This window comes from Pseudofrankia inefficax, from assembly GCF_000166135.1.
Taxonomy (GTDB): domain Bacteria; phylum Actinomycetota; class Actinomycetes; order Frankiales; family Frankiaceae; genus Pseudofrankia; species Pseudofrankia inefficax.
In genome coordinates this window covers 5,330,781-5,350,150 of record NC_014666.1, presented here as the reverse complement: position 1 = coordinate 5,350,150, position 19,370 = coordinate 5,330,781, and the positions used below count along the sequence as shown (strand labels likewise).

Below are 19,370 nucleotides of genomic sequence, written 5' to 3'. Positions count from 1 at the left end.
GCTAGTCCGAGGGCGGCAGGCTGATCGCGAGGTCGATCAGCTCCGCGGCCAGGGGGCTCGGGGCCTGGCCGGACCAGACGGCGTGCAGTGGCCGCTCCAGGGCCAGATCGGCGACCCGGAGCCGCACCAGCTCACCGGTGGCCAGGCCGGCCGCCGCCGCCCGGGCGCTGACGACGCCCACGCCGCCGCCCGCGCGGACCGTGGCCAGGATCGTCGCCGTCGAGCCGAGGCTGGTCGCCCGGGGGATCGACGGAGTGCGCCCGAGGGCGCCGGCAAGGGCCCGCAGGAACGTCTCGCGGGTGCCGGAACCGGGCTCGCGCAGCAGCAGCGGGACATCCACGAGGTCGCCGGCGCGCAGGTCCCGGTCGGCCCGCGCGGCCAGCGGGTAGCGGGCGGCGACGACGAGCGCGAGGCCGTCCGTGCCGACGACCCGGCGGCCGAGGTCGGCCGGGACGTCGGGCGACTCGACGAAACCGAGATCGGCCCGGCCGGACCGGATCGCCGCGCAGACGTCCGCGCTGTTGGCGACGCTGGCCGAGATCTCCAGGTCGGCGTGACCGCGTCGCAGCACCAGCAGCCAGCGGGGCAGCAGGTACTCCGCGACGGTCAGGCTGGCCGTGAGGCGCAGACGGGCCCGCTGGTCGGCCCGCAGCGAGAGCACACCGTCGGCCAGCGCCTGCGCCGCGTCGACGACCGGGTGGATCCAGGCGACGACGGCCTCGCCGGTCGGGGTCAGCGTGCTGCCGCGCCGGGTCCTGACCAGCAGCGGGACGCCGAACAGCCGTTCCAGCCGGGCCAGCCGCTCACTCGCGCTGGGCTGGCTGATGCCGTGCGCCCGCGCGGCGCCGCCGACGCTGCCGGTCTCGGCGACCGACAGCAGCAGGTCGAGCGTCGCCAGATCCGTGGCCCAGCTCGGGAGCGGCATCGCCGGACAGCGTGTCACACCACCCTGGCGACGGCGAGGCTGGTCACGCTCACCGTCACCCACAGCAGCAGACCGAGCAGCAGCGGCCGGCCCCCGGTGCGGCGCAGCGCGGCGACGTCCGTGGCGAGACCGATCGCGGCGAGGGCGACAGCGATGAGAACCATCGCGCCGCGACGCAGCGGCTCCTGGCTGGCGGCGGGGAGCAGCCCGGCCGAGTTGGCCGCCGCCACCAGGACGAACCCGACCAGGAACCCGGGAACCAGACGGGCGGCCCGGCGCGCGACGACCAGCCCCCCGCGCCCTGGCCGGCGGCGCGTCGCGGCGGCCGGGCCGGCCGGGGCCTCCCGGCGGCGCACGAGCGCCCCCAGCGTCAGCACGATCGGAATGATCATGAGGGTGCGGACGAGCTTGACCACGACGGCCTGCTGGGCGGCGGCCGGGCCGTAGCTGCCGGCCGTGGCGACGACCGAGGACATGTCGTTGACCGCCGTCCCGGCGAAGAGGCCGAACCCGTTCGGGCTCAGGCCGAGCGCGTGCCCGAGCGGCGGGAAGACCAGCACGGCGGCCACGTTGAACAGGAAGATCGTCGAGACGGCGTAGGTGACGTCGGGGTCCCTGGCTCTGATCGTCGGGCTCGTGGCGGCGATCGCCGACGCGCCACAGATCGCCGTGCCGACCCCGATGAGGACGCGCAGGTCGCGGCCCACCCGCAGACCTCGACCGAGCAGGGCCGCGCCGGCCAGGCAGGCGGCGAGCGTGGTCAGCATGACCGGCAGCGAGGCCACTCCGGCGTGCGCCACCTGACCCAGCGACAGCTGGGCGCCCAGCAAGACGACGGACAACCGCAACAGGCGCACCCGGGCGATGTCGAGACCGGGCTGAACGACACCCCGCCACCGCCGCGCGAGCGGGCTGAGCAGGGCGCCACCGACGACCGCGACGACGGGCGCGCCGAGCACCGGGCAGGCCGCGCCGACAGCGGTCGCGGCCAGGCCGATCGCGCCGGCGAGCGTCAGCCCGCCCAGCTCGCCGGAGGCGGCGAACCTCGCGGCCACGAACCGTGTGGGCCGGGCCGGCCGGTGTTCCCGGACGGGGACGGTGGTCATGTAGTCCAGCGTCAACCGCCCGCCGAACCTCCGGTAGCGCCCGACTACCAGGGACTGTCATAGGGAGCGCCTATGACCACGCGAACCATGGACTCGTCACCTGAGAAGGACGGCCGGGCACCCGCGGCCCCTCGAACGGAAGGAGCCTGGCGGCTGGTCGGCGTCGGGCCAGGCTGTCGGCCGGGGCGGGGGAAAACCCCACCTCGCAGGGTCCCGCCTACATTACTGTCAGGCTCCGCCTGCGCTGCTATAAAGATTTCCGTGAGCGTACGAGCGCGATTCCAGGAGACCGCGACGGAGCTGGCGTCCGCGCCTGTCGTCGAACTGCGTGGCGTAAGCCGCATATATGGCCGTCGCCTCACGGAGGTGCGAGCCCTGGACGACGTGGACGTCGCGTTCTCGGCTGGCTCGTGGACGGCGGTTATGGGGCCCTCGGGCTCCGGAAAGTCGACGTTGCTGCACTGCGCGGCCGGGCTTGAGAAGGTTACCGGCGGGCAGGTCGTGCTTTCCGGCCAGGATATTACCGGCGCCTCCGACGCGGAGCTCACCGAATTGCGCCGGAGGACGGTGGGATTCGTCTTCCAGAGTTTCAACCTGATTGGGTCGCTGACCGCGGAGCAGAACGTCGCCATGCCGCTGCGGCTGGCCGGCCAGCGCCCGGGGCGGCGGGTGGTCCGGGAGGCGCTCGCCGCGGTCGGGCTGGCCGACCGGGCCCGGCACCGGCCGCGGGAGCTGTCCGGCGGCCAGCAGCAGCGCGTCGCGATCGCGCGGGCCATGGTGACCAGGCCGGCAGTGCTGTTCGCCGACGAGCCGACGGGAGCGCTGGACAGCCGGTCCGCGCGCGGCCTGCTCGACCTGCTGCGTTCCATGGTCGACGACGAGGGCCAGACCATCGTCATGGTGACCCACGACCCCGCCGCCGCGGCGACCGCCGACCGCGTGCTCTTCCTGCGCGACGGGCGCCTGGTCGACCGGCTGGAACGGCCGTCAGCCCACGCGGTGGCCGACCTGCTGGCGAGCTGGGAATCGTGAGCCCGCGTCGCCCCTGACGACGAGCCCAGACGACGAGCCCGGACGACCGAGCCCGCCCGGCTAGAGAGGCTTCACTCCCATGTTGCGCATGTCCTGGAGTACCTTCCGCGACCGCTGGCAGGTCTTCATCGGCGCGATCGTCACCGTCGCCCTCGGCGTCGCACTCGTCCAGTCGTCGCTGCTCACCCTGATCTCGGCGGCGACCGCCAAGGTCCCCGCCGGGCTCCCGGCCGCCCAGGCCCAGACCATGCGGGACGGCTACACGGCCGCGATCGCGCTGCTCGGCATGACCCTGGGCCTGGCGACGTTCGTCGCCGGTTTCATCGTCAGCTCGACCTTCGCGTTCACCGCCGTCGAGCGCCGCCGTGAGCTGGCCCTGCTGCGGCTGGTGGGCGCGAGCCCCCGGCAGCTTCGCAGGCTGCTGTTCGGCGAGGCGCTGCTGTTGGGCCTCGTCGGCTCCGGGCTCGGCGTGCTGGCCGGGCGTTCGGTGGTGCGCGTGCAGGACGCCATGCTGGCGCGTTTCGACCTGGTCCCGGACGGGTTCACCAGCGAATGGCGGTCCTGGGTGATAGCCGTGTCGGTGGGCACGGGTGTCGTCGTAGCCGTCTGCGGGGTGGCTGTGGCATCGGTCCGGGCGGCCCGGGTCCGGCCGTTGGAGGCGCTTCGCGAGTCGGGCGGGGACACCCGCCTCATGACCATCCCGCGGTGGGTGCTCGGCGGTGTCTTTCTCGCCGGCGGGATCGCGCTGCTCGTGCTCGTGCCGGCGGTCGGCGGCGACGCGGCCGTCGCGATGGCGCTCTGCTCGTCCATGGTGCTGGTCGTCGCCGTCGCGGCGTTCACCCCGCTGCTGGTCCCGGCGGCGAGCTGGCTGCCGCGGCTGTTCGCCGTCGGGCCGCTCGGCCAGCTGGCCCACGCGAACCTGCGCGCGGGTGCCCGTCGCAGCGCCGCCACGGCGGCCCCCGTCATCGTATTGTTCGCGTTCGTCGTCGGCATGGCCGGCTCGCTCGACACCCTCGGCGTCGCGTCCCGGCAGGAGACGGCCCGCGCGCTGCGCGCGGACCTGGTCGTGACGACCGACCGGGAGCTGACGTCCCGGCTGGCGGCCGTCGACGGGGTCGCGGTGGTGTCCGAGGAGGTCCCGGTCGCCTTCGACCTCGGCGCGCTCAACGACGGGAAGGTCGAGTACGACTCCGCCAACGCCCTGTCGGTGGATCCCGCCGCCTACGCCCGGACCCACCGGCTCGACCTGAGTTCCGGCGACCTCGCCGAGCTGCGCGGCGACACCGTCGCCGTGGTCGGTTCGCACTGGCGGGTCGGCGCCGTGCTGCGGACCCGGTTCGCGGGGGAGCCGCGGAACCTGCGGGTCGTGGCGCGGCTACCGGCGACGATCTCCGGCCCGGAGTTCCTGTTGCCCGCCGGCCGCGGCGTCGAGGCCTCGGCCCCGCGGCGCTACACGATCCAGGTGACGCCGGGCGCCGATCGGTCCGCCGTCGCGGACCGGCTGCGCGGCGCCGGCCTCGGCAGCGGCGGCGCGGTCGACACCGCGGCCGGGTGGATCCGGCACGACGCGGACGAGCAGCAGCGGATCAACGTCCAGATCATGGTGGCGCTCCTCGGGCTCGCCATGGTCTACACGGTCATCGCGATGATCAACGCGGTCGTCGTCGCCGCCTCCGGGCGCCGGGCGGAGTTCGCGACGGCGCGGGTGTCCGGCCTGACCCGCGGCCAGGTGGTGCGGATGGCGCTGTGGGAGGCGGCGGCCGTCGTCGTGATCGGCCTGTTCCTCGGCGGCCTGACCGCCAGCGCGACCGTGTTCAGCCTCATGACCGCCATCCGGCACATGATCGGCCTGACGGTACTGAGCGTGCCGTGGGCGCTGATCGCCGCCGTCGGGCTGGGATCGCTCGTCGTCATCGGCCTGACGACCGCCCTCACCGCGCTGGCGGCGACCAGGACGCCGGCGGTCCGCCTCACCGGCGCCCGCGAATAGGCGCCCGGCCCGAAGGCCCCGCGCCCAGGCGGCGGCGACCGGTACTGGTCGTCGCCGCCAGGGCATGAGGGTCTCCGCCCTGGCTACCAGGTCCGTCCAACCGGCAGCCCGAGTCCTGACGGCGTGCATACTCACCCACGCGTGGTCCCGACTGGAGGCTGAGGTCATGCCGGACATCCGCTGGAAAGACGCCCCGCAGGAGCATGACTACCCGGCCGCCGCGGACTACCTCGCGTTGCTGGCGGCCCCCGCGCAGGTCGAGGCGCTGGTCAAGGCACTGCGCGTCGCGCCGGAACAGCGGTGGAAGGCCAAGGACATCCTGCGGGCCGCCCTGCTGCCACTGCTGCCGGCGGACAACCCCCATGTCGCGGCGGACCTCCAGAAGATCCGCAAGGAAAAGCAGCTGTCGCCGGTGCTGCTCGTCCGCGGGGATCTGTTCGCCGGCCTGCCGATGACGATCGCCGACGGGTACCACCGGGTGTGCGCGGTCTACCTCACGGACGAGAACACCGACATCCCGTGCCGGATCGCGGCCCTAGGCGGCGGCCCTCCCGGCGCCACGATCAGGCCGGTCGCGGCCAGCACCGCCGGGCACGGCGGCCGTCGGTCGACCGCGTAGCTGTCCGTCGGCAGGGATCAGGCCGTGTCTGCCGCCTCGCCGTCCTGGGGGTAGAGCACCGAGGTGAGCAGGGCGGTCTCGGCGGCGCGCCAGCGGCTTCGGTCGTTCTCGTCGGCGAAGTCGAGATGCAGGGCATGTTCGAGATACGGCCGCAGCAGGACGGGGGCGAACCCCAGCAGGGCCAGCATCGCGGCCGTCACGCGCAGGTCGGCGGACGGGCTCGCGATGCCGAGTGACTCGCGCTGGCTCAGCCCGGCGGCCGAGGCGTCGACGGCCCGGGCGAACCAGGCCAGGCCGTCCTCGGTGCCGTCGAGGAGCATCCGGCGCAGGTAGGCGCCGAGCAGCGGCGTCTCGGTGGTCATCCGCTCGAACCGCAGCTGGCGGCGCCGGTGTGCCTCGGCCGGGCTCGCCTGGGCGTCGGCATCGCGGGAGACGTCGCCGAGGACGTCGGTCACCCAGGTCGTGACCTCGTCGACGACGCCCTGCTTCGAGCCGAAGTGATGCAGGACGAGGCTGGGGGAGACGTCGGCCCGCCGCGCGATCGCGCGCACCGTCGTCGCGTCGACACCGTTCTGCGCGATCAACGCGAACGCCGCGTTGCGGATGCGCGCCCTGGCGGTGAGGTCGTCCGGCCGGACCGGCGGGTGTTCCTCGGTTTCGCGCTCCACGCGGCCGCTCCTCTCGCTGGTTCTGGCGCGTCCGCCGCGCCTCCTGGGCTGCACAAGCGTTCAGCTTACTGAACGCTGATTGACCTGCTCGGAAGGCGTGGTGACGATGAGCCGGCCGCGCACCACCGGCACTGGGACGCGAGAACTGGGACGTAGAGAGGAGCGGCATGGGCATTCGGGTTGTCGTCTGTTACACCGGCGGCGTCGGGTCGCAGGCCTTACGGCTGCTGGCGGCCGAACCGGGCATGGAGATCGTCGGGGTCCTCGTCCACCATGAGGAGAAGGACGGCCGCGACGTCGGCGAGCTGGTCGGGATCGGGCCGATCGGGCTGGCCGCGACGCGCGACGTCGACGCGCTGGTCGCGCTGCGCGCGGACTGCATGCTGTGGCACGGGCTGACCTGGGAGCCGGCGGTCATCGCCCGGTTCCTGGCCGCGGGCACCAACGTCTACTCGAGCATGGGCGGCTGGTGGCCGTCGTTCATCCCCGCCGACCAGGAGACGCTCGACCGGGCGTGCGCCGAGGGCGGCTCGACCTTCCTCGCCGGCGGCAACATTCCCGGGCTGGTCAGCGACGTGCTGCCGCTGTTCGTCTCCGGCTACGCCGGCCAGGTCGAGAAGATCCGCTGCTGGCAGAGCGACTACGTGCCGCACTACCCGGCCGCCCAGCAGCTTCAGGGCGCGCTCGGCATGGGTCTGCCGGTGCCGGAGGACCAGTCGCCCACCGAGGCCGACCAGGGCTGGATCTGGGGCATCCGCCAGTCCGCCGAGATCGTCGCCGCCGGTCTCGGCTTCGAGCTGGTCGACGTGAAGGTGACCAAGAAGGAGTACGCCGCCGCCCTCCAGGACACCGTGCTGCATCCCAGCGGCCTGGACGTCAGGAAGGGCACGATCGCCGGCGCCCGGTGGACGTTCACGGCGTACACCGGCGCGGATGGAGACGTGCCGTTCTACGAGGTCGTCAACGAGCAGACGGTCGGGCTGGGCCTGGCGCCCGGCTGGCGCGTCAGCGAGGACGAGCCCAACTGGAAGGTCGAGATCACCGGGGTCCCGACCATCACCTGCGTGTTCGACCTGGCCTTCGACCCGGACCTCGAACCGGTCTCCGCGCTGAACGCCGCCCGCGCGGTCAACGCCATCCCGGTTCTCGTCGCCGCCGAGCCGGGAACGAAGACGGTGCTCGACCTGCCGGCGCCGCGGGCCGCCACCCTCGCCGCCCGGGCGAAGCCGGCGGCGGGGCGGCCGTGAGCGCGCCCGCGGGCGTGATGCGGACGCTGGAAAGCTACCGCGAGACGCGGGCGGTGCTGGACGCGCACCGGGCCGCCGGCCGGACGGTCGGCATGGTCGGCACCAGCGGCGCCATTCACGAGGGCCATCTGTCCTTGGTGGAACGGGCCCGGCGCGAGAACGACGTGGTGGCCCTCTTCTACGCCGGCGTCATGAGCGTGGACGCGGCACCGGCCTCGGTCCAGATCTACGAACGCGACGTCGACCGGGACACCGAGCTGCTGGCGGCCGCCGGGGTCGACCTCTTCTACGTGATGCGGCGCGATGACCTGTACGCGCGGCCCCCGGTGACGTTCCTGGCCCAGCCGGAGCTCGTGCCGGACCTGCCCGGCCTGCTCGCGCCCGACCACGCGGGAATCCTCGCGACGATGGTGGTCAGCATGTTGAACATCGCCGGTCCGTGTACGAACTATTCGGGCGAGAAGGACTGGCAGCAGCTCGTCCTCTTCAAGCGGGCGGCCGAGGATCTGCTCTCGCCGTCCACCGTCGTCGGCTGCCCGACGGTGCGTGAGCCGGACGGCGTCGCGCGGTCGAGCCGCAACGTCCGGCTGACGCCGGCCCATCGTGCCGCCGCCCCGGTCATCTACCGCGCGCTCACCGAGGCCGTCGAGCTGGTCGACGCGGGGGAGCGCGCCGCGAAGGTGGTGACCGGCCGGATCGCGGACCGGATAGCCGCCGTCGCGTCGGTGGATTACGTCCACGCCGTCGAGGCGGACACGTTGCGCCCACTCGATGTGCTGGACGGCGAGGTCCGGCTGCTCGTCTCGGCGACCTTCGGAGACACCCCGCTGGTCGACAACATCGGTATCACCGTCTCCCGTCAGGCCGCCGCTGTTCCGGCCGGCGAGGTGGGCGCGGTCGGGGCCGGGAATGACACGGAGGAAACGGCGCGATGAGGCTTCAGGGAAAGGTCGCGCTGGTCACCGGCGGGACCGCGGGAATCGGCGCCGGGATCGTGAAGATGTTCGCCGAGCAGGGCGCGGCGGTCGCTTTCACGGGCCGCAACGACCTCCGCGGTGAGGAGCTCGCGGCGTCGTTGCGCGCCGACGGCCACGCCGTCACCTACGTCCACGCGGACAGCTCGATCGAGCAGGACGTCGCCCGCGCCGTCACGACGGCCGTCGAGACCTACGGGCCGATCACCGCGCTCGTCAACAGCGCCGCCGCCACCGACGTGACGGCGAGCGGCCGCGACAACCACGTCGACGAGATCGACACGGCGGACTGGGACTACATCGTCCGGACCGCGCTCAACGGCACGATGTGGGCCTGCAAGTACGCCGTCCCGCACCTGCGGGCCGCGGGCGGCGGCTCGATCGTCAACATCTCGGCGTCGTCCAGCCTGCGCTCGCTGCGGTCCCGGCCCGCGTACCAGGCGGCGAAGGGCGGCGTGAACGTGCTGACCCGCCAGCTCGCCGCCGACTACGGCGCCGACGACATCCGCGCCAACGCGATCATCGTCGGCTTCATCTACACCGGCGAGGAGGGCATGCGCAGGCTGCTCGCGGACCCCGAGTACATGCAGGTCATCCGCGGGATGCTGGTGCTCCCGCGCCTGGGCGAGCCGGCCGACATCGCCGCCGCCGCGGTCTATCTGGCCTCCGACGAGTCCAAGTACGTGACGGGAACCCAGATCACCGTCGACGGCGGAGCCACCGGCTTCCAGCCGACTCTGCCCCGCTTCAACCTCAAGTCGTCCACCAGCGACCGCTGACCAGCACCGTCGAGGAGCACCCATGTCGACACCCGTGATCACTCCCTCCGGCCTGTTCGTCGAGGAGCGCCTGCTCATCGGCGGCGAGCTGCGCCCGGCGTCCGGCGGCCGGACCTACGAGAACATCAACCCGGCGACCGAGGAGGTCATCGGGGTCGCGGCCGACGCGACGGCCGAGGACATGCGCGCGGCGATCGCCGCCGCTCGGACCGCGTTCGACGAGAGCGCCTGGGCGACCGACGTGGAACTGCGGGTCCGCTGCTTACGCCAGTTGCACGCCGCGTTGTTACGGCACGAGCCAGAGCTGCGCGAGACGATCCGCGCGGAGGTCGGCGCGACGAACGTCAGCCTGGACGTGCCGCTGTTCGCCCGTGCCCTGGACAACATCACCTATGCCGCGGACCTCGCCGAGCGCTACGAGTTCGTCCGGGAGCTGGGCGTCGGCGAGTCGATGGGCCGGATGAGCCGCCGGCGCCAGTACCGCGAGCCGGTCGGCGTGGTCGCGGCGATCACGCCGTGGAACGCCCCGATGCAGGTGAACCTGGCGAAGGCGGCGTTCGCGCTGGCCGCCGGATGCACGGTCATCCTCAAGCCCGCCCCGGACACGCCCTGGAACGCCACCGCGCTGGGCCGTCTGGCGGTCGAGGAGACCGACCTGCCCCCGGGCGTGTTCAACGTCGTGCCCACCTCGGACAACGCCGTCGCCCAGATCCTGGCCGAGGACCCCCGCGTCGACCTGATCAGCTTCACCGGCTCGACCGGGGTCGGGCGCCATCTGATGGCCACGGCCGCGAGCACGGTCAAGAAGGTCTTCCTGGAGCTCGGCGGCAAGTCGGCCTGGATCCAGTGTGACGACGCCGACGTGGACACGAACGCGCTGATGATCGCCTACCAGTCGCTGTCGCAGGCCGGGCAGGGCTGCTCGATCAACACCCGGCTGCTGGTCCAGCGTTCCCGCTACGAGGAGATGATCGCCAAGGTCGCGGACGCCTTCCGCTCGATCCCGTACGGCGACCCGGCCGACCCGAGCACCTACATGGGCCCGCTGATCAACGCGAGGCAGCGCGACCGGGTGCTCGACTACATCGAGATCGGCAAGGCGGAGGGCGCCCGCCTCGTCCTGGGCGGCGGCAGGCCCGCCCACCTGGAACGCGGCTACTACGTCGAGCCGACGATCTTCGCCGACGTCGACCCGGCCTCCCGGATCGCCCAGGAGGAGATCTTCGGCCCGGTGCTGGTCGTCATCCCGTTCGACACCGACGCCGACGCGATCCGGATCGCCAACTCGACCATCTTCGGGCTCGCCGGCACGGTCGAGAGCGCGGACCCGGCCCGGGCCCGCGCCATCGCGGAGAAGATCCGGTCGGGCGTCGTGAACGTCAACGGCGGCATGTACTTCAGCTGCGAGGTGCCGTTCGGCGGCTACAAGCAGAGCGGCGTCGGCCGCGAGATGGGCACCCTCGGCTTCGAGGAGTACACGGAAGTGAAGATCATCAGCGAGGGCATCGGCTAACGCCGGCCGGCGGGGCGGGACCTCGGGCGGTCCCCTCGCGGCTGCCCTGGGCGAGCGTTTTGTACGAACGTATGGCGCGATGCTGTACGTTCGTACAACGATGTCCAGGGGAGGTCAGGCACGTGGGCGCAGGCGATCTGTACTACGACCCGTACGACGTCGAGATCGACAGGGATCCGTATCCCGTCTACCGGCGGCTGCGCGACGAGGCGCCGCTGTACCGCAACGAGCGCCTCGACTTCTGGGGGCTCAGCCGCTACGACGACGTCGTCGCCGCGCTCAAGGACCTCAGGCGGCTGACCTCGACGAAGGGCGACATCCTGGAGGTCGTCCAGGCCGCTCCGGACATGCCGCCGGGGATCTTCATCAACGAGGACCCGCCGCTGCACACCATCCACCGGGCCCTGGTCTCGCGGATGTTCACCCCCAGGAAGATCAGGGCGCTGGAGGAGAAGGTCCGGGCGTTCTGCGCCGCCTGCCTGGACCCGCTGGTCGGCGCCGGCCGGTTCGATTTCGTCCTCGACCTCGGCGCCGAGCTGCCGATGCGCACCATCGGCATGCTGTTCGGCATTCCGGACACGGAGCAGCCGTCGCTGCGCTCGACCGCCCAGCGGGCCCTGCGCAACGAGCCCGGCAAACCGCTGCCGGTCACCAAGGAGAAGTACTTCGGAGGCGGGAACTACACCGAGTACGTCGACTGGCGGGCGAAGAACCCGTCGGACGACATCATCACCGAGCTGCTGACGCTGGAGTTCACCGACGACTCGGGCAAGGTCCGCCGGCTGACCCGCCAGGAGGTCCAGATCTTCGTCGGGGTGATCGCGGGTGCCGGCGTCGAGACGACCAGCCGTCTGTTCGGCTGGATGGGAAAGCTGCTCGCCGAGTATCCCGATCAGCGCGGTGAGCTGGTCGCGGAGCCGGCCCTCATCCCGCGGGCGGTCGAGGAACTGCTGCGCGTCGAGCCGCCCGGACCGCACGTCGCCCGCTGCGTGACCGAGGACCTCGTCCTGCACGGCCAGACGGTGCCGGCGGGGAGCGCCCTGCTGCTGATGCTGGCCTCGGCCAACCACGACGAGCGGGTGTTTCCCGACCCGGACCGGTTCGACATCCACCGCGACTTCAGCCAGCTGGTGACCTTCGGCCATGGGGCGCACTTCTGCCTGGGCGCCAGTCTCGCCCGTCTCGAGGGGCGGATCGCCCTTGAGGAAGTCCTCAGACGCTTCCCGACCTGGGAGGTCGACCTGGCCGCCGCCCGCCGGGCGCCGACCTCCACCGTCCGCGGCTGGGACTCCATGCCCGCCGTCACCGGCTGACCGCGAGATGTCCCCACGGAAGGAGACGGATGCCATGGCACGGGTGGCTGTCGTCACCGGCGGCGGTTCGGGGCTCGGGCTGGCCATCTGCCGGCACCTGGCCGCCGCCGGCCAGCGGGTGGCGGTCCTCGACCTGGACGGCGCCGGCGCCGAGGACGCGGCCCGCCGGCTGCGCGCCACGGGCGCGGCGGCCCTCGCGGCCGAGGCCGACGTCGCGGACCGCGCGTCGGTCGACGCCGCGTTCGCACGGGTCCGCGCCGAGCTCGGTCCCATCGGCGTCCTGGTCACCAGCGCCGCGGTCTCCGGGTTCACGCCGTTCGAGGAGATCTCGCCCGCGCTGTGGGACCGGTTCGTCGCGGTGAACCTCACCGGCACCTTCCATTGCGTGCAGTCCGCGATCCCGGACATGGTCACCGCCGGGTGGGGTCGCGTGGTCACGATCTCGTCGGCGGCGGGGCAGACCGGCACGGTCGGCCAGGGTCACTACTCGGCGACGAAAGGTGGCGTCATCGCACTGACCAAGGCCGTCGCGCTCGAATACGCCGGCCGAGGCGTCACCGCCAACACGATCCCGCCGTTCGCGGTCGACACGCCGCTGCTGCGTGACCAGCAGAGCAGCCGAAAACTGCCGGGGAACGACGTCATCGCCCGAATGATCCCGGCGGGCCGGGTGGGGACTCCCGACGACGTCGCCGCGACCTGCGCCTTCCTGTGCTCGGACGCGGCGGCCTACATCACCGGACAGGTCATCGCGCCGAACGGGGGAGCGGTTCTGTGAGCGCAGGAGAGAGCGAGTGGAGTGGTCGTCCGAGGGACGAGGACGGCCGCGGAGCAAGTGAAGCGACGGAGCGAATCCGGAAAACTGTGAACGACAGATTCTCACTGGCGGGGAAGGTCGCCGTCGTCACCGGCGGCGGCACGGGAATCGGCCGGGCCTCGGCGCTGGCGCTGGCCGAGTACGGCGCCGACGTGGTGCTCGCGGCGCGCCCGCCGGAGCCGCTGGCGGCCACCGCGCGAGAAGTCGAGGATTTCGGCCAACGTGCCCCGGCTCGCTGGTGACCGCGGCCGCGCGCCCGTGAGCCGCGATCGGCGCGAAGAGTCCGATGTTCTCGACGAGAACCACCCGCGAAGGAGCATTTCGATGGCACGAATCGCACCGCTGCCGCCGGGAGAATGGCCCGCCGACGTGGTCCGGGCGCTGACCGCGATCGACCCGACGACCCGGGGCCGGCCCGCGCCGGAGATGGACCGGCGGCCGTCCGGGCGGGACGCGATTGCGTCGCTTGCCCGCCATCCCGTGCTCGCCAAGGCATTTCTCCCGTTCAACGGCTACGCGCTGCTTGACACCGAGCTACCGATCCGTGAGGTCGAGATCCTCGTCCTGCGGGTCGCGGCGCGGCGCCAGTCCCGGTATCTGTGGGGCCAGCACGTCTTCGCCGCCCGGGCCGCTGGGCTCACCGACGAGGAGATCGCGCGGGTCGCCTACGGCCCGAACGCCCCGTTCCTGGAACCACTGGACGCCGCGCTCATCCGGGCCGTCGACGAGCTCATCGACGATGGCGTCATCTCTGACCGCACCTGGGCCGCGCTCGGCGCCGAGCTCGACGAGCGGAAGCTGCTCGACATCCTGTTCGTCACCGGCTGCTACGAGACGATGGCCTGGATGATGAACTCGCTCGACCTCGAACCCGACCCACGCATCCCGGAGTACCTGAAGAACTCTGGCGCCCCGTGAGCGGCGCCGAGCCCGCGGGAGTGCCGCGGGCGGAAGGTATACCTGGGTTGTGAAGGGTGCTGGGTGACGAGGCCTCGACGGGTCGGTACCGAGACGTCGGCGAAGCGCGCCGACCTGCTGGACGCGGCCGAGCGGCTCATGCTGGCCGAGGGATATGCCGCCGTCACGTACCGGGTGGTGGCGGCCCAGGCCGGGATGACCCCGTCGCTGGTCCAGTACTACTTCCCGACCCTGGACGACCTGTTCCTGGCCCTGGTCCGGCGCCGGTCCGAGCAGACCGTGGGAGCGCTGGTCCGTGCGCTCGAGACCGACCAGCCGCTGCGGGCGATCTGGGAGTTCGCCAACAACAAGACCTCGGCGGCGCTCATCGCGGAGCTCATGGCGCTCGCGAACCATCGCAAGGCGATCCGCGCCGAGATCGCCGCGGTGGGCGAACAGGTCCGCCAGCTGACTCTCGCCGCGATGGCCAGGTCGGGCAACGACTACACGTCCGCGCTGGTACCGGTGTCTCCCGAGATACTCGTCTTCCTCCTGACCAGCAGCCCACGGATGGTTCTGATGGAGCAGGCCGTCGGCATGTCGGGTTCCCACGCCGAGGTCGTCGACTTCCTCGCGGGCTACCTGGACAAGGTGGAGCCTTCGAGTACGCGCGGCGCGGAGCCGGATTCCCCGGCGGGGCGGTAGCCGGCCGGAGAGGGATCAGCAGGTCCGTCTGCGCCCTCCGGCCAGGTCCTCGAAAATCTCCCGGCGCGGGTGTCCGTCTGGCGTCCGGTCGTTCGTCCTTGCTGCGGATGCGCCGGCCCGGCTCGGGCGCGTCGACACCCGCCGCCGACCTTCTGGTCGGCGCCTGGCAGCGAAGGACCCAAAAATGCCCGACATCCTGCACCGGATCAGCATCGACGCCCCGACCGCGCGCGTGCACGAGCTGATCGCCACCGCCGACGGGATCGCCCGCTGGTGGACCGGCCGGCCGCTCGACGGCAGCGCCGAGATCGGCGGGACCGTCGGCGTCTACTTCGGCGCCGCCGAGAAGCCGGCCGCGGTCATGCGGATCGTCACCGTCACTCCGAACGAGATCACCTGGCACGTGGTGGAGGGCCCGGACTCCTGGGTCGGGACACGCATCACCTTCACGCTGCGCCCGCGCGGCGAGGACGCCACCACGCTGCTGTTCGCCCACACCGGCTGGCGCGAGGCGAGCGAGTTCATGAGCGGGTGCAGCACCAACTGGGGCAGCTACCTCACCAGCCTCAAGACCGGCGCTGAAAGCGGCCAGTTCGCCGCCTATCCCCACGGAGAGATCAGCCGCTGGAACTGACGACGAGGCCGCAGGCCGAAGGGACGCCGTGATCGCGATTTCGGCCCTCAGGTGGTTGCGATCAGCGCTGATTCACGACCAGCGGAGGCGAGGGTGGCGATCATGCCGGCGGCGGTCCGACCCGCCCCCACCCGGCGCTAGACGGCCGGCTGGGGGCGGGCGGCGAGTCCTTCGACGAGGAGGGTCAGGAGCCGGTCGCCGGTGTCGAGGGTGCGGCCGGCCTGGCGGGCGGCCCAGGCCATGGCGTAGGCCGTGGCGATGAGCTCGCCCGGGTCGAGGTCGGCGCGGATCGCGCCCGAACGCTGGGCGCGGGCCAGCAGGTCGGCGGCCGCGGTGCGCAGGCCGTCGCAGGAGTGGTGCAGGCTGGATCCGGGATCGTGCAGGGCTCGCAGGACGGAGGCGGGCAGGCCGTCGTAGCGGGTGGACGCCGCGGCCAGCTCCCCGATCCAGACGACGAGGGCCTGGCCGGGGTCGGCGGCGGTGAGCAGCTCGGCCGCCCGGGCGCGCAGCGTGTCGAACCCGTGCCGCAGCAGTGCTTCCAGCAGCGCCTCTCGGGTCGGGAAGTGCCGGTACAGGGTCGCGATGCTGACGCCGGCCCGGCGGGCGACCTCCCGCAGCGAGGCGTCCGTCCCCTGGTCCGCGAACGTCGCCTGGGCCGCGGCCAGCAGGTGCTCGTGGCTGCGCCGGCCGTCGGCCCGCACGGGAAGCCCGACGTGTCGAGGGGTCGCCTCATCCATCACAGGGCCCTTCTCCCGGAGTCTTGCTAAGCGAAGCACCGTTACGCATAATGGGAGCACCGCTTCGGTTATGGCCCGAGGCTACTCCGGTGCCCCCACGAGCGCGCGAGGTGATCGTTCTATGCCGCGGGAACTTGACGAGTGGCATGCCCAGGCCGGCGGCTATGTGCCACGGCCGAGCTTCGAGGTCTACGCCGAGAAGTACGCCGAGTACTTCGTCATGCACCGCCGGGACGGCATCCTCGAACTGCGGATGCACACCGACGGCGGCCCGGCGCGGTTCGACTTCGCCGTCCACAACGCTTGGGCCCAGGCCTGGCAGGAGATCGGCAACGACCCCGACAACGAGGTGCTGATCATCACCGGGACCGGTGACCGGTGGCTGGGGGTCCCCGACCCGGTCGTCACCGACCCCGCGGCGGCGGCGGCCAGGCTCAGGCAGGGCGAGCGTCCCAGGGACTTCGCCTATGAGCACACCTACTACGACGCGACCAAGCTGCTGGAGAACTTCGTCTTCGGCATCGAGATCCCGACCATCGCGGCGATCAACGGTCCCAGCGTCGCCCACACCGAGTTCGCCCTGCTCTGCGACATCACCCTGGCGTCGACGGCCGCCACCATCGTCGACCCGCATTTCCTGGTCGGCGCCGCACCCGGCGACGGGCAGCAGCTCACCCTGCAGGAGCTCATCGGCACGAAACGCGCCGCCTACCACCTCTACACCGGCGAGCCCATCGGGGCCCAGCAGGCGCTGGAGCTCGGGCTGGTCAACGAGGTGCTCGCCGCCGACCGTCTGCTGCCCCGCGCCTGGGAACTCGCCGAGGCCATCATGAAGGCCCCCCGCGCGGCCCGCCGCCTCACCCACGCCATCGCCCAACGCCCGTGGAAGCGCCGTCTCGTCCAGGACCTCGGGTTCGGCCTCGCCCACCAGATGTTCGGCATGCGGGCCGACGGGCTCGTCGGCTAGACCCGGCTTGCGCGCGCCGGCGGCCACCGCACCGGGGTTCACCGCGCCGGGGTTCGAGGCCGGACGGCATGTTCTCGCCTCCCCGGGGCCGGGAAGAGGTTGGCCATGCCGACGCAGACGTCCGCCAAGCTGTTGACCTTCCGATCCGCGCAGGTCGCCGAGCCGGGTGGCTCGTTCAGCATCGTCAGAAACGAGCTGCCCGAGCCGGGACGGGGCCACGTCCGCCTCACCGTCGAGGCCTGCGGCGTCTGCCGCTCGGACTCCGGGTTCGTCGACGCCGCGTTCCCCGGCGTGTCGTTCCCGCTGGTGCCCGGGCACGAGATCGCCGGACGCATCGACGCGGTCGGCGACGACGTCGAAGGCTGGAGCACGGGCGAACGCGTCGCCGTCGGCTGGTTCGGCGGGAACTGCGGCTTCTGCGTCGCGTGCCGGGAGGGCGACTTCATCCACTGTGCGCTCATGCAGGTTCCCGGCTGGGCCTACCCGGGCGGCTACGCCGAGGCCGTCGTCGTTCCCACGTCGGCGCTGGCGCGCATCCCCGACGGGCTGACCGCCGTCGAGGCGGCGCCGATGGGCTGTGCCGGCGTGACCACGTTCAACGCGCTGCGCCGCAGCCCGGCCGGGCCGGGTGACCTGGTCGCCGTGCTGGGGGTGGGCGGGCTCGGCCACCTGGGCGTGCAGTTCGCCGCGAAGCTCGGCTTCGAGACCGTGGCCATCGCCCGGGGCCCCGACAAGGGCCACATGGCCAGGAAGCTCGGCGCCCACCACTACCTCGACAGCAACACCGGCGACGTGGCCAAGCGGCTGCAGGCGCTGGGCGGGGCCAAGGTCGTGCTGGCGACCGCGGCCAGCTCCACGGCCATGAGCGCCACCATCGACGGCCTGCGCCACAACGGCGAGCTCACCGTCATCGGCGTCACGCCGGAGCCGATCCAGGTCAGCCCGCTCCAGCTCATCGGCAACAGCAGGTCCGTGCACGGCCACCCGTCCGGAACGGCCCGGGACGTCGAGGAGACCATGCGGTTCGCCGTGCTCACCGGAGTCCGGGCGATGACGGAGGCCCGCCCGCTCGACGAGGCCGACGCGGCCTACCACCGCATGCTGTCCGGCGACGCCCGCTACCGCATGGTCCTCACCACCGGCCTGTGACCACACCATTCGTGGGATGCCGGAGATCCCGCAGCCGCTTACGAGCCTCGGCTCTCGACGAGATGCCGATTTCCATACCCGGACGCTGATCTTCCAGTCCGCCTGGACGGCTCTCGTACCTTGATCGCGAACCACGTATGGATAAAAGGCGCAAAGCAGTCATGGGACGCCCATTCGCATACCAAGCTGGCGATCATGGGTTCTGACCGCGCCTGGAGGCGGGTTTGATCGCCAGCTTGGTATGGAAATCGGCGGCGGGTCCGCCCGGGTGGCCGCTCCAGAGGGGGCAGCCGCCGGGTGCGTCGGTCTGCCGGATCAGGTTGCCGGGGCCGGGCGGCCCGCGTCGAGAAATGAGCCATGTGACGGAAGCCGGCCGCCCGGTGCCCGGCTAGCTTTCGTCCCAGGAGGTGGCCGTACTCGCCGCGGCCCCGCGTAGGAGATGAGTGCCTGTGAAGCTGGGTCTGGAAGGCCGTACCGCCGTCGTCACCGGGGCGAGCCGTGGGATCGGGCTGGCCGTCGCGCGTGCCCTGGTGGGTGAGGGCGCGACCGTCGTCGCGGGCGCGCGGGGTGGTTCGCCCGAGCTCGACGAGCTCGCCGCCGGCGGGAACCTGACGCCCGTCCGGGTCGACCTGTCCTCGCCCGACGGCCCGGCCCGGCTGGTCGCCGCGGCGGGCGAGCGGGTGGACATCCTGGTGAACAACGTCGGGTCGGCGCCGACCCGGCTGGCCGGGTTCGCCGCGATCACCGACGAGATGTGGCAGCAGACCTGGGAGCTGAACGTGATGGCCGCGGTCCGGGCCAGCCGCGCCGTCCTGCCGGCGATGCTCGCGGCGGGCGGTGGCTCGATCGTCACGATCAGCTCGGTCAACTCGACGCTGGCCGATCCGCTCGTCATGGACTACAGCGCGGCGAAGGCGGCGCTGAGCAGCTTCTGCAAGGCGCTGTCGAAGGAGGTCGGGCCGAAGGGCGTGCGGGTCAACACGATCAGCCCGGGACCGGTCGCGACCGACCTGTGGCTCGGGGCGGACGGCGTCGCCGCGCACCTGTCCGCGGCGCAGGGCGCGACCGCGTCGGACATCGTCGACTCCGCGGCCGCCGGGATGCTCACCGGCCGGTTCACCCGGCCGGACGAGATCGCCGCCGCCGTCCTGCTCCTGGCCAGCGACGCCTCCGCCAACATGACCGGCGCGGACATCCGAATCGACGGAGGCATGATCACCACCTGGTAGCCGGCGGGTGCTGGTGGCCGTCCCACCGCCGCGGGGTTCCGCTAGTTGCTACGAAATCGTATAGTCCGA

At 72.3% G+C, this 19,370-nt stretch carries 20 protein-coding genes; 16 read left to right on the top strand and 4 right to left on the bottom strand.

The genetic code is table 11. The features are described from left to right. Nucleotide 1: 1 nt before the first annotated feature. On the bottom strand, nt 2-925 hold the full coding sequence (locus FRAEUI1C_RS21705; protein ID WP_013425491.1) for a LysR family transcriptional regulator: 924 nt from the start codon (nt 923-925) through the stop codon (nt 2-4). 14 nt (nt 926-939) lie between these two features. Continuing rightward, on the bottom strand, nt 940-2,031 hold the full coding sequence (locus tag FRAEUI1C_RS21700; RefSeq protein ID WP_013425490.1) for a YeiH family protein: 1,092 nt from the start codon (nt 2,029-2,031) through the stop codon (nt 940-942). 261 nt (nt 2,032-2,292) lie between these two features. On the opposite strand from FRAEUI1C_RS21700, the gene FRAEUI1C_RS21695 reads away from it, so the two are divergent. The 3 genes from FRAEUI1C_RS21695 to FRAEUI1C_RS21685 all read left to right on the top strand — a co-directional run bounded on the left by FRAEUI1C_RS21695 (nt 2,293) and on the right by FRAEUI1C_RS21685 (nt 5,672). Next, the gene (locus FRAEUI1C_RS21695; protein ID WP_013425489.1) at nt 2,293-3,063 is read left to right on the top strand and encodes an ABC transporter ATP-binding protein; all 771 of its coding nucleotides are present in this window, start codon (nt 2,293-2,295) and stop codon (nt 3,061-3,063) included. Nucleotides 3,064-3,151: 88 nt separating this feature from the next. After that, nucleotides 3,152-5,053, top strand: coding sequence for an FtsX-like permease family protein (locus tag FRAEUI1C_RS21690; protein WP_198318615.1), 1,902 nt, complete (start codon nt 3,152-3,154; stop codon nt 5,051-5,053). 166 nt (nt 5,054-5,219) lie between these two features. Continuing rightward, nucleotides 5,220-5,672 carry a hypothetical protein gene (locus FRAEUI1C_RS21685; protein WP_013425487.1) on the top strand — a complete coding sequence of 151 codons (453 nt, stop codon included), beginning with the start codon at nt 5,220-5,222 and terminating at the stop codon, nt 5,670-5,672. A gap of 17 nt (nt 5,673-5,689) precedes the next feature. Here the strand turns inward: FRAEUI1C_RS21685 and FRAEUI1C_RS21680 are convergent, their stop codons facing one another. Further along, entirely contained in the window at nt 5,690-6,340 is a 651-nt protein-coding gene (locus FRAEUI1C_RS21680; protein WP_013425486.1) for a TetR/AcrR family transcriptional regulator, read from the bottom strand. A 167-nt stretch (nt 6,341-6,507) separates the two neighbouring features. On the opposite strand from FRAEUI1C_RS21680, the gene FRAEUI1C_RS21675 reads away from it, so the two are divergent. From FRAEUI1C_RS21675 to FRAEUI1C_RS21630, 10 genes are all read left to right on the top strand, one after another. Next, the gene (locus tag FRAEUI1C_RS21675) at nt 6,508-7,587 is read left to right on the top strand and encodes a dihydrodipicolinate reductase (RefSeq protein WP_013425485.1); all 1,080 of its coding nucleotides are present in this window, start codon (nt 6,508-6,510) and stop codon (nt 7,585-7,587) included. A 17-nt stretch (nt 7,588-7,604) separates the two neighbouring features. After that, nucleotides 7,605-8,522 carry a 4-phosphopantoate--beta-alanine ligase gene (locus FRAEUI1C_RS21670; protein WP_049806969.1) on the top strand — a complete coding sequence of 306 codons (918 nt, stop codon included), beginning with the start codon at nt 7,605-7,607 and terminating at the stop codon, nt 8,520-8,522. Beyond that, complete coding sequence (locus FRAEUI1C_RS21665) at nt 8,519-9,340, top strand: SDR family NAD(P)-dependent oxidoreductase (RefSeq protein ID WP_013425483.1); 822 nt, start codon at nt 8,519-8,521, stop codon at nt 9,338-9,340. Before FRAEUI1C_RS21670 ends, FRAEUI1C_RS21665 begins: the two co-directional genes overlap by 4 nt. A gap of 22 nt (nt 9,341-9,362) precedes the next feature. Continuing rightward, on the top strand, nt 9,363-10,853 hold the full coding sequence (locus FRAEUI1C_RS21660) for an aldehyde dehydrogenase family protein (protein WP_013425482.1): 1,491 nt from the start codon (nt 9,363-9,365) through the stop codon (nt 10,851-10,853). A 122-nt stretch (nt 10,854-10,975) separates the two neighbouring features. Beyond that, the gene (locus FRAEUI1C_RS21655) at nt 10,976-12,166 is read left to right on the top strand and encodes a cytochrome P450 (RefSeq protein ID WP_013425481.1); all 1,191 of its coding nucleotides are present in this window, start codon (nt 10,976-10,978) and stop codon (nt 12,164-12,166) included. 34 nt (nt 12,167-12,200) lie between these two features. Continuing rightward, nucleotides 12,201-12,944 carry an SDR family NAD(P)-dependent oxidoreductase gene (locus FRAEUI1C_RS21650; RefSeq protein ID WP_013425480.1) on the top strand — a complete coding sequence of 248 codons (744 nt, stop codon included), beginning with the start codon at nt 12,201-12,203 and terminating at the stop codon, nt 12,942-12,944. Nucleotides 12,945-13,030: 86 nt separating this feature from the next. Then, on the top strand, nt 13,031-13,225 hold the full coding sequence (locus FRAEUI1C_RS21645; RefSeq protein ID WP_041259589.1) for an SDR family NAD(P)-dependent oxidoreductase: 195 nt from the start codon (nt 13,031-13,033) through the stop codon (nt 13,223-13,225). Between the two features lie 82 nt (nt 13,226-13,307). Then, the gene (locus FRAEUI1C_RS21640) at nt 13,308-13,901 is read left to right on the top strand and encodes a carboxymuconolactone decarboxylase family protein (protein ID WP_013425478.1); all 594 of its coding nucleotides are present in this window, start codon (nt 13,308-13,310) and stop codon (nt 13,899-13,901) included. A gap of 63 nt (nt 13,902-13,964) precedes the next feature. Then, the gene (locus tag FRAEUI1C_RS21635) at nt 13,965-14,585 is read left to right on the top strand and encodes a TetR/AcrR family transcriptional regulator (protein WP_013425477.1); all 621 of its coding nucleotides are present in this window, start codon (nt 13,965-13,967) and stop codon (nt 14,583-14,585) included. A gap of 184 nt (nt 14,586-14,769) precedes the next feature. Next, a complete protein-coding gene (locus tag FRAEUI1C_RS21630) occupies nt 14,770-15,219 on the top strand; it encodes an SRPBCC family protein (RefSeq protein WP_013425476.1) in 450 nt (149 codons plus the stop codon). A gap of 137 nt (nt 15,220-15,356) precedes the next feature. On the opposite strand, the gene FRAEUI1C_RS21625 is transcribed toward FRAEUI1C_RS21630, so the two are convergent. After that, nucleotides 15,357-15,956, bottom strand: coding sequence for a TetR/AcrR family transcriptional regulator (locus FRAEUI1C_RS21625; protein WP_013425475.1), 600 nt, complete (start codon nt 15,954-15,956; stop codon nt 15,357-15,359). Between the two features lie 121 nt (nt 15,957-16,077). Between FRAEUI1C_RS21625 and FRAEUI1C_RS21620 the strand changes: the two genes are divergently transcribed. The 3 genes from FRAEUI1C_RS21620 (at nt 16,078) to FRAEUI1C_RS21610 (ending at nt 19,301) form a co-directional block, all read left to right on the top strand. Further along, complete coding sequence (locus FRAEUI1C_RS21620) at nt 16,078-16,923, top strand: enoyl-CoA hydratase/isomerase family protein (RefSeq protein ID WP_013425474.1); 846 nt, start codon at nt 16,078-16,080, stop codon at nt 16,921-16,923. Nucleotides 16,924-17,028: 105 nt separating this feature from the next. Next, the gene (locus FRAEUI1C_RS21615) at nt 17,029-18,072 is read left to right on the top strand and encodes an alcohol dehydrogenase (protein WP_013425473.1); all 1,044 of its coding nucleotides are present in this window, start codon (nt 17,029-17,031) and stop codon (nt 18,070-18,072) included. A gap of 449 nt (nt 18,073-18,521) precedes the next feature. Further along, nucleotides 18,522-19,301 (top strand): SDR family NAD(P)-dependent oxidoreductase, encoded by a 780-nt coding sequence (locus FRAEUI1C_RS21610; RefSeq protein WP_013425472.1) that lies wholly within the window; start codon nt 18,522-18,524, stop codon nt 19,299-19,301. The last annotated feature ends 69 nt before the right edge of the window (nt 19,302-19,370 follow it).

Bases quoted from the DNA above. Each gene is read 5' to 3' on its own strand.
- FRAEUI1C_RS21705 (WP_013425491.1), bottom strand. From the start codon at position 925: ATGCCGCTCCCGAGCTGGGCCACGGATCTGGCGACGCTCGACCTGCTG.
- FRAEUI1C_RS21700 (WP_013425490.1), bottom strand. From the start codon at position 2,031: ATGACCACCGTCCCCGTCCGGGAACACCGGCCGGCCCGGCCCACACGG.
- FRAEUI1C_RS21690 (WP_198318615.1), top strand. From the start codon at position 3,152: ATGTCCTGGAGTACCTTCCGCGACCGCTGGCAGGTCTTCATCGGCGCG.
- FRAEUI1C_RS21685 (WP_013425487.1), top strand. From the start codon at position 5,220: ATGCCGGACATCCGCTGGAAAGACGCCCCGCAGGAGCATGACTACCCG.
- FRAEUI1C_RS21675 (WP_013425485.1), top strand. From the start codon at position 6,508: ATGGGCATTCGGGTTGTCGTCTGTTACACCGGCGGCGTCGGGTCGCAG.
- FRAEUI1C_RS21670 (WP_049806969.1), top strand. From the start codon at position 7,605: ATGCGGACGCTGGAAAGCTACCGCGAGACGCGGGCGGTGCTGGACGCG.
- FRAEUI1C_RS21665 (WP_013425483.1), top strand. From the start codon at position 8,519: ATGAGGCTTCAGGGAAAGGTCGCGCTGGTCACCGGCGGGACCGCGGGA.
- FRAEUI1C_RS21660 (WP_013425482.1), top strand. From the start codon at position 9,363: ATGTCGACACCCGTGATCACTCCCTCCGGCCTGTTCGTCGAGGAGCGC.
- FRAEUI1C_RS21650 (WP_013425480.1), top strand. From the start codon at position 12,201: ATGGCACGGGTGGCTGTCGTCACCGGCGGCGGTTCGGGGCTCGGGCTG.
- FRAEUI1C_RS21640 (WP_013425478.1), top strand. From the start codon at position 13,308: ATGGCACGAATCGCACCGCTGCCGCCGGGAGAATGGCCCGCCGACGTG.
- FRAEUI1C_RS21630 (WP_013425476.1), top strand. From the start codon at position 14,770: ATGCCCGACATCCTGCACCGGATCAGCATCGACGCCCCGACCGCGCGC.
- FRAEUI1C_RS21625 (WP_013425475.1), bottom strand. From the start codon at position 15,956: ATGGATGAGGCGACCCCTCGACACGTCGGGCTTCCCGTGCGGGCCGAC.
- FRAEUI1C_RS21620 (WP_013425474.1), top strand. From the start codon at position 16,078: ATGCCGCGGGAACTTGACGAGTGGCATGCCCAGGCCGGCGGCTATGTG.
- FRAEUI1C_RS21615 (WP_013425473.1), top strand. From the start codon at position 17,029: ATGCCGACGCAGACGTCCGCCAAGCTGTTGACCTTCCGATCCGCGCAG.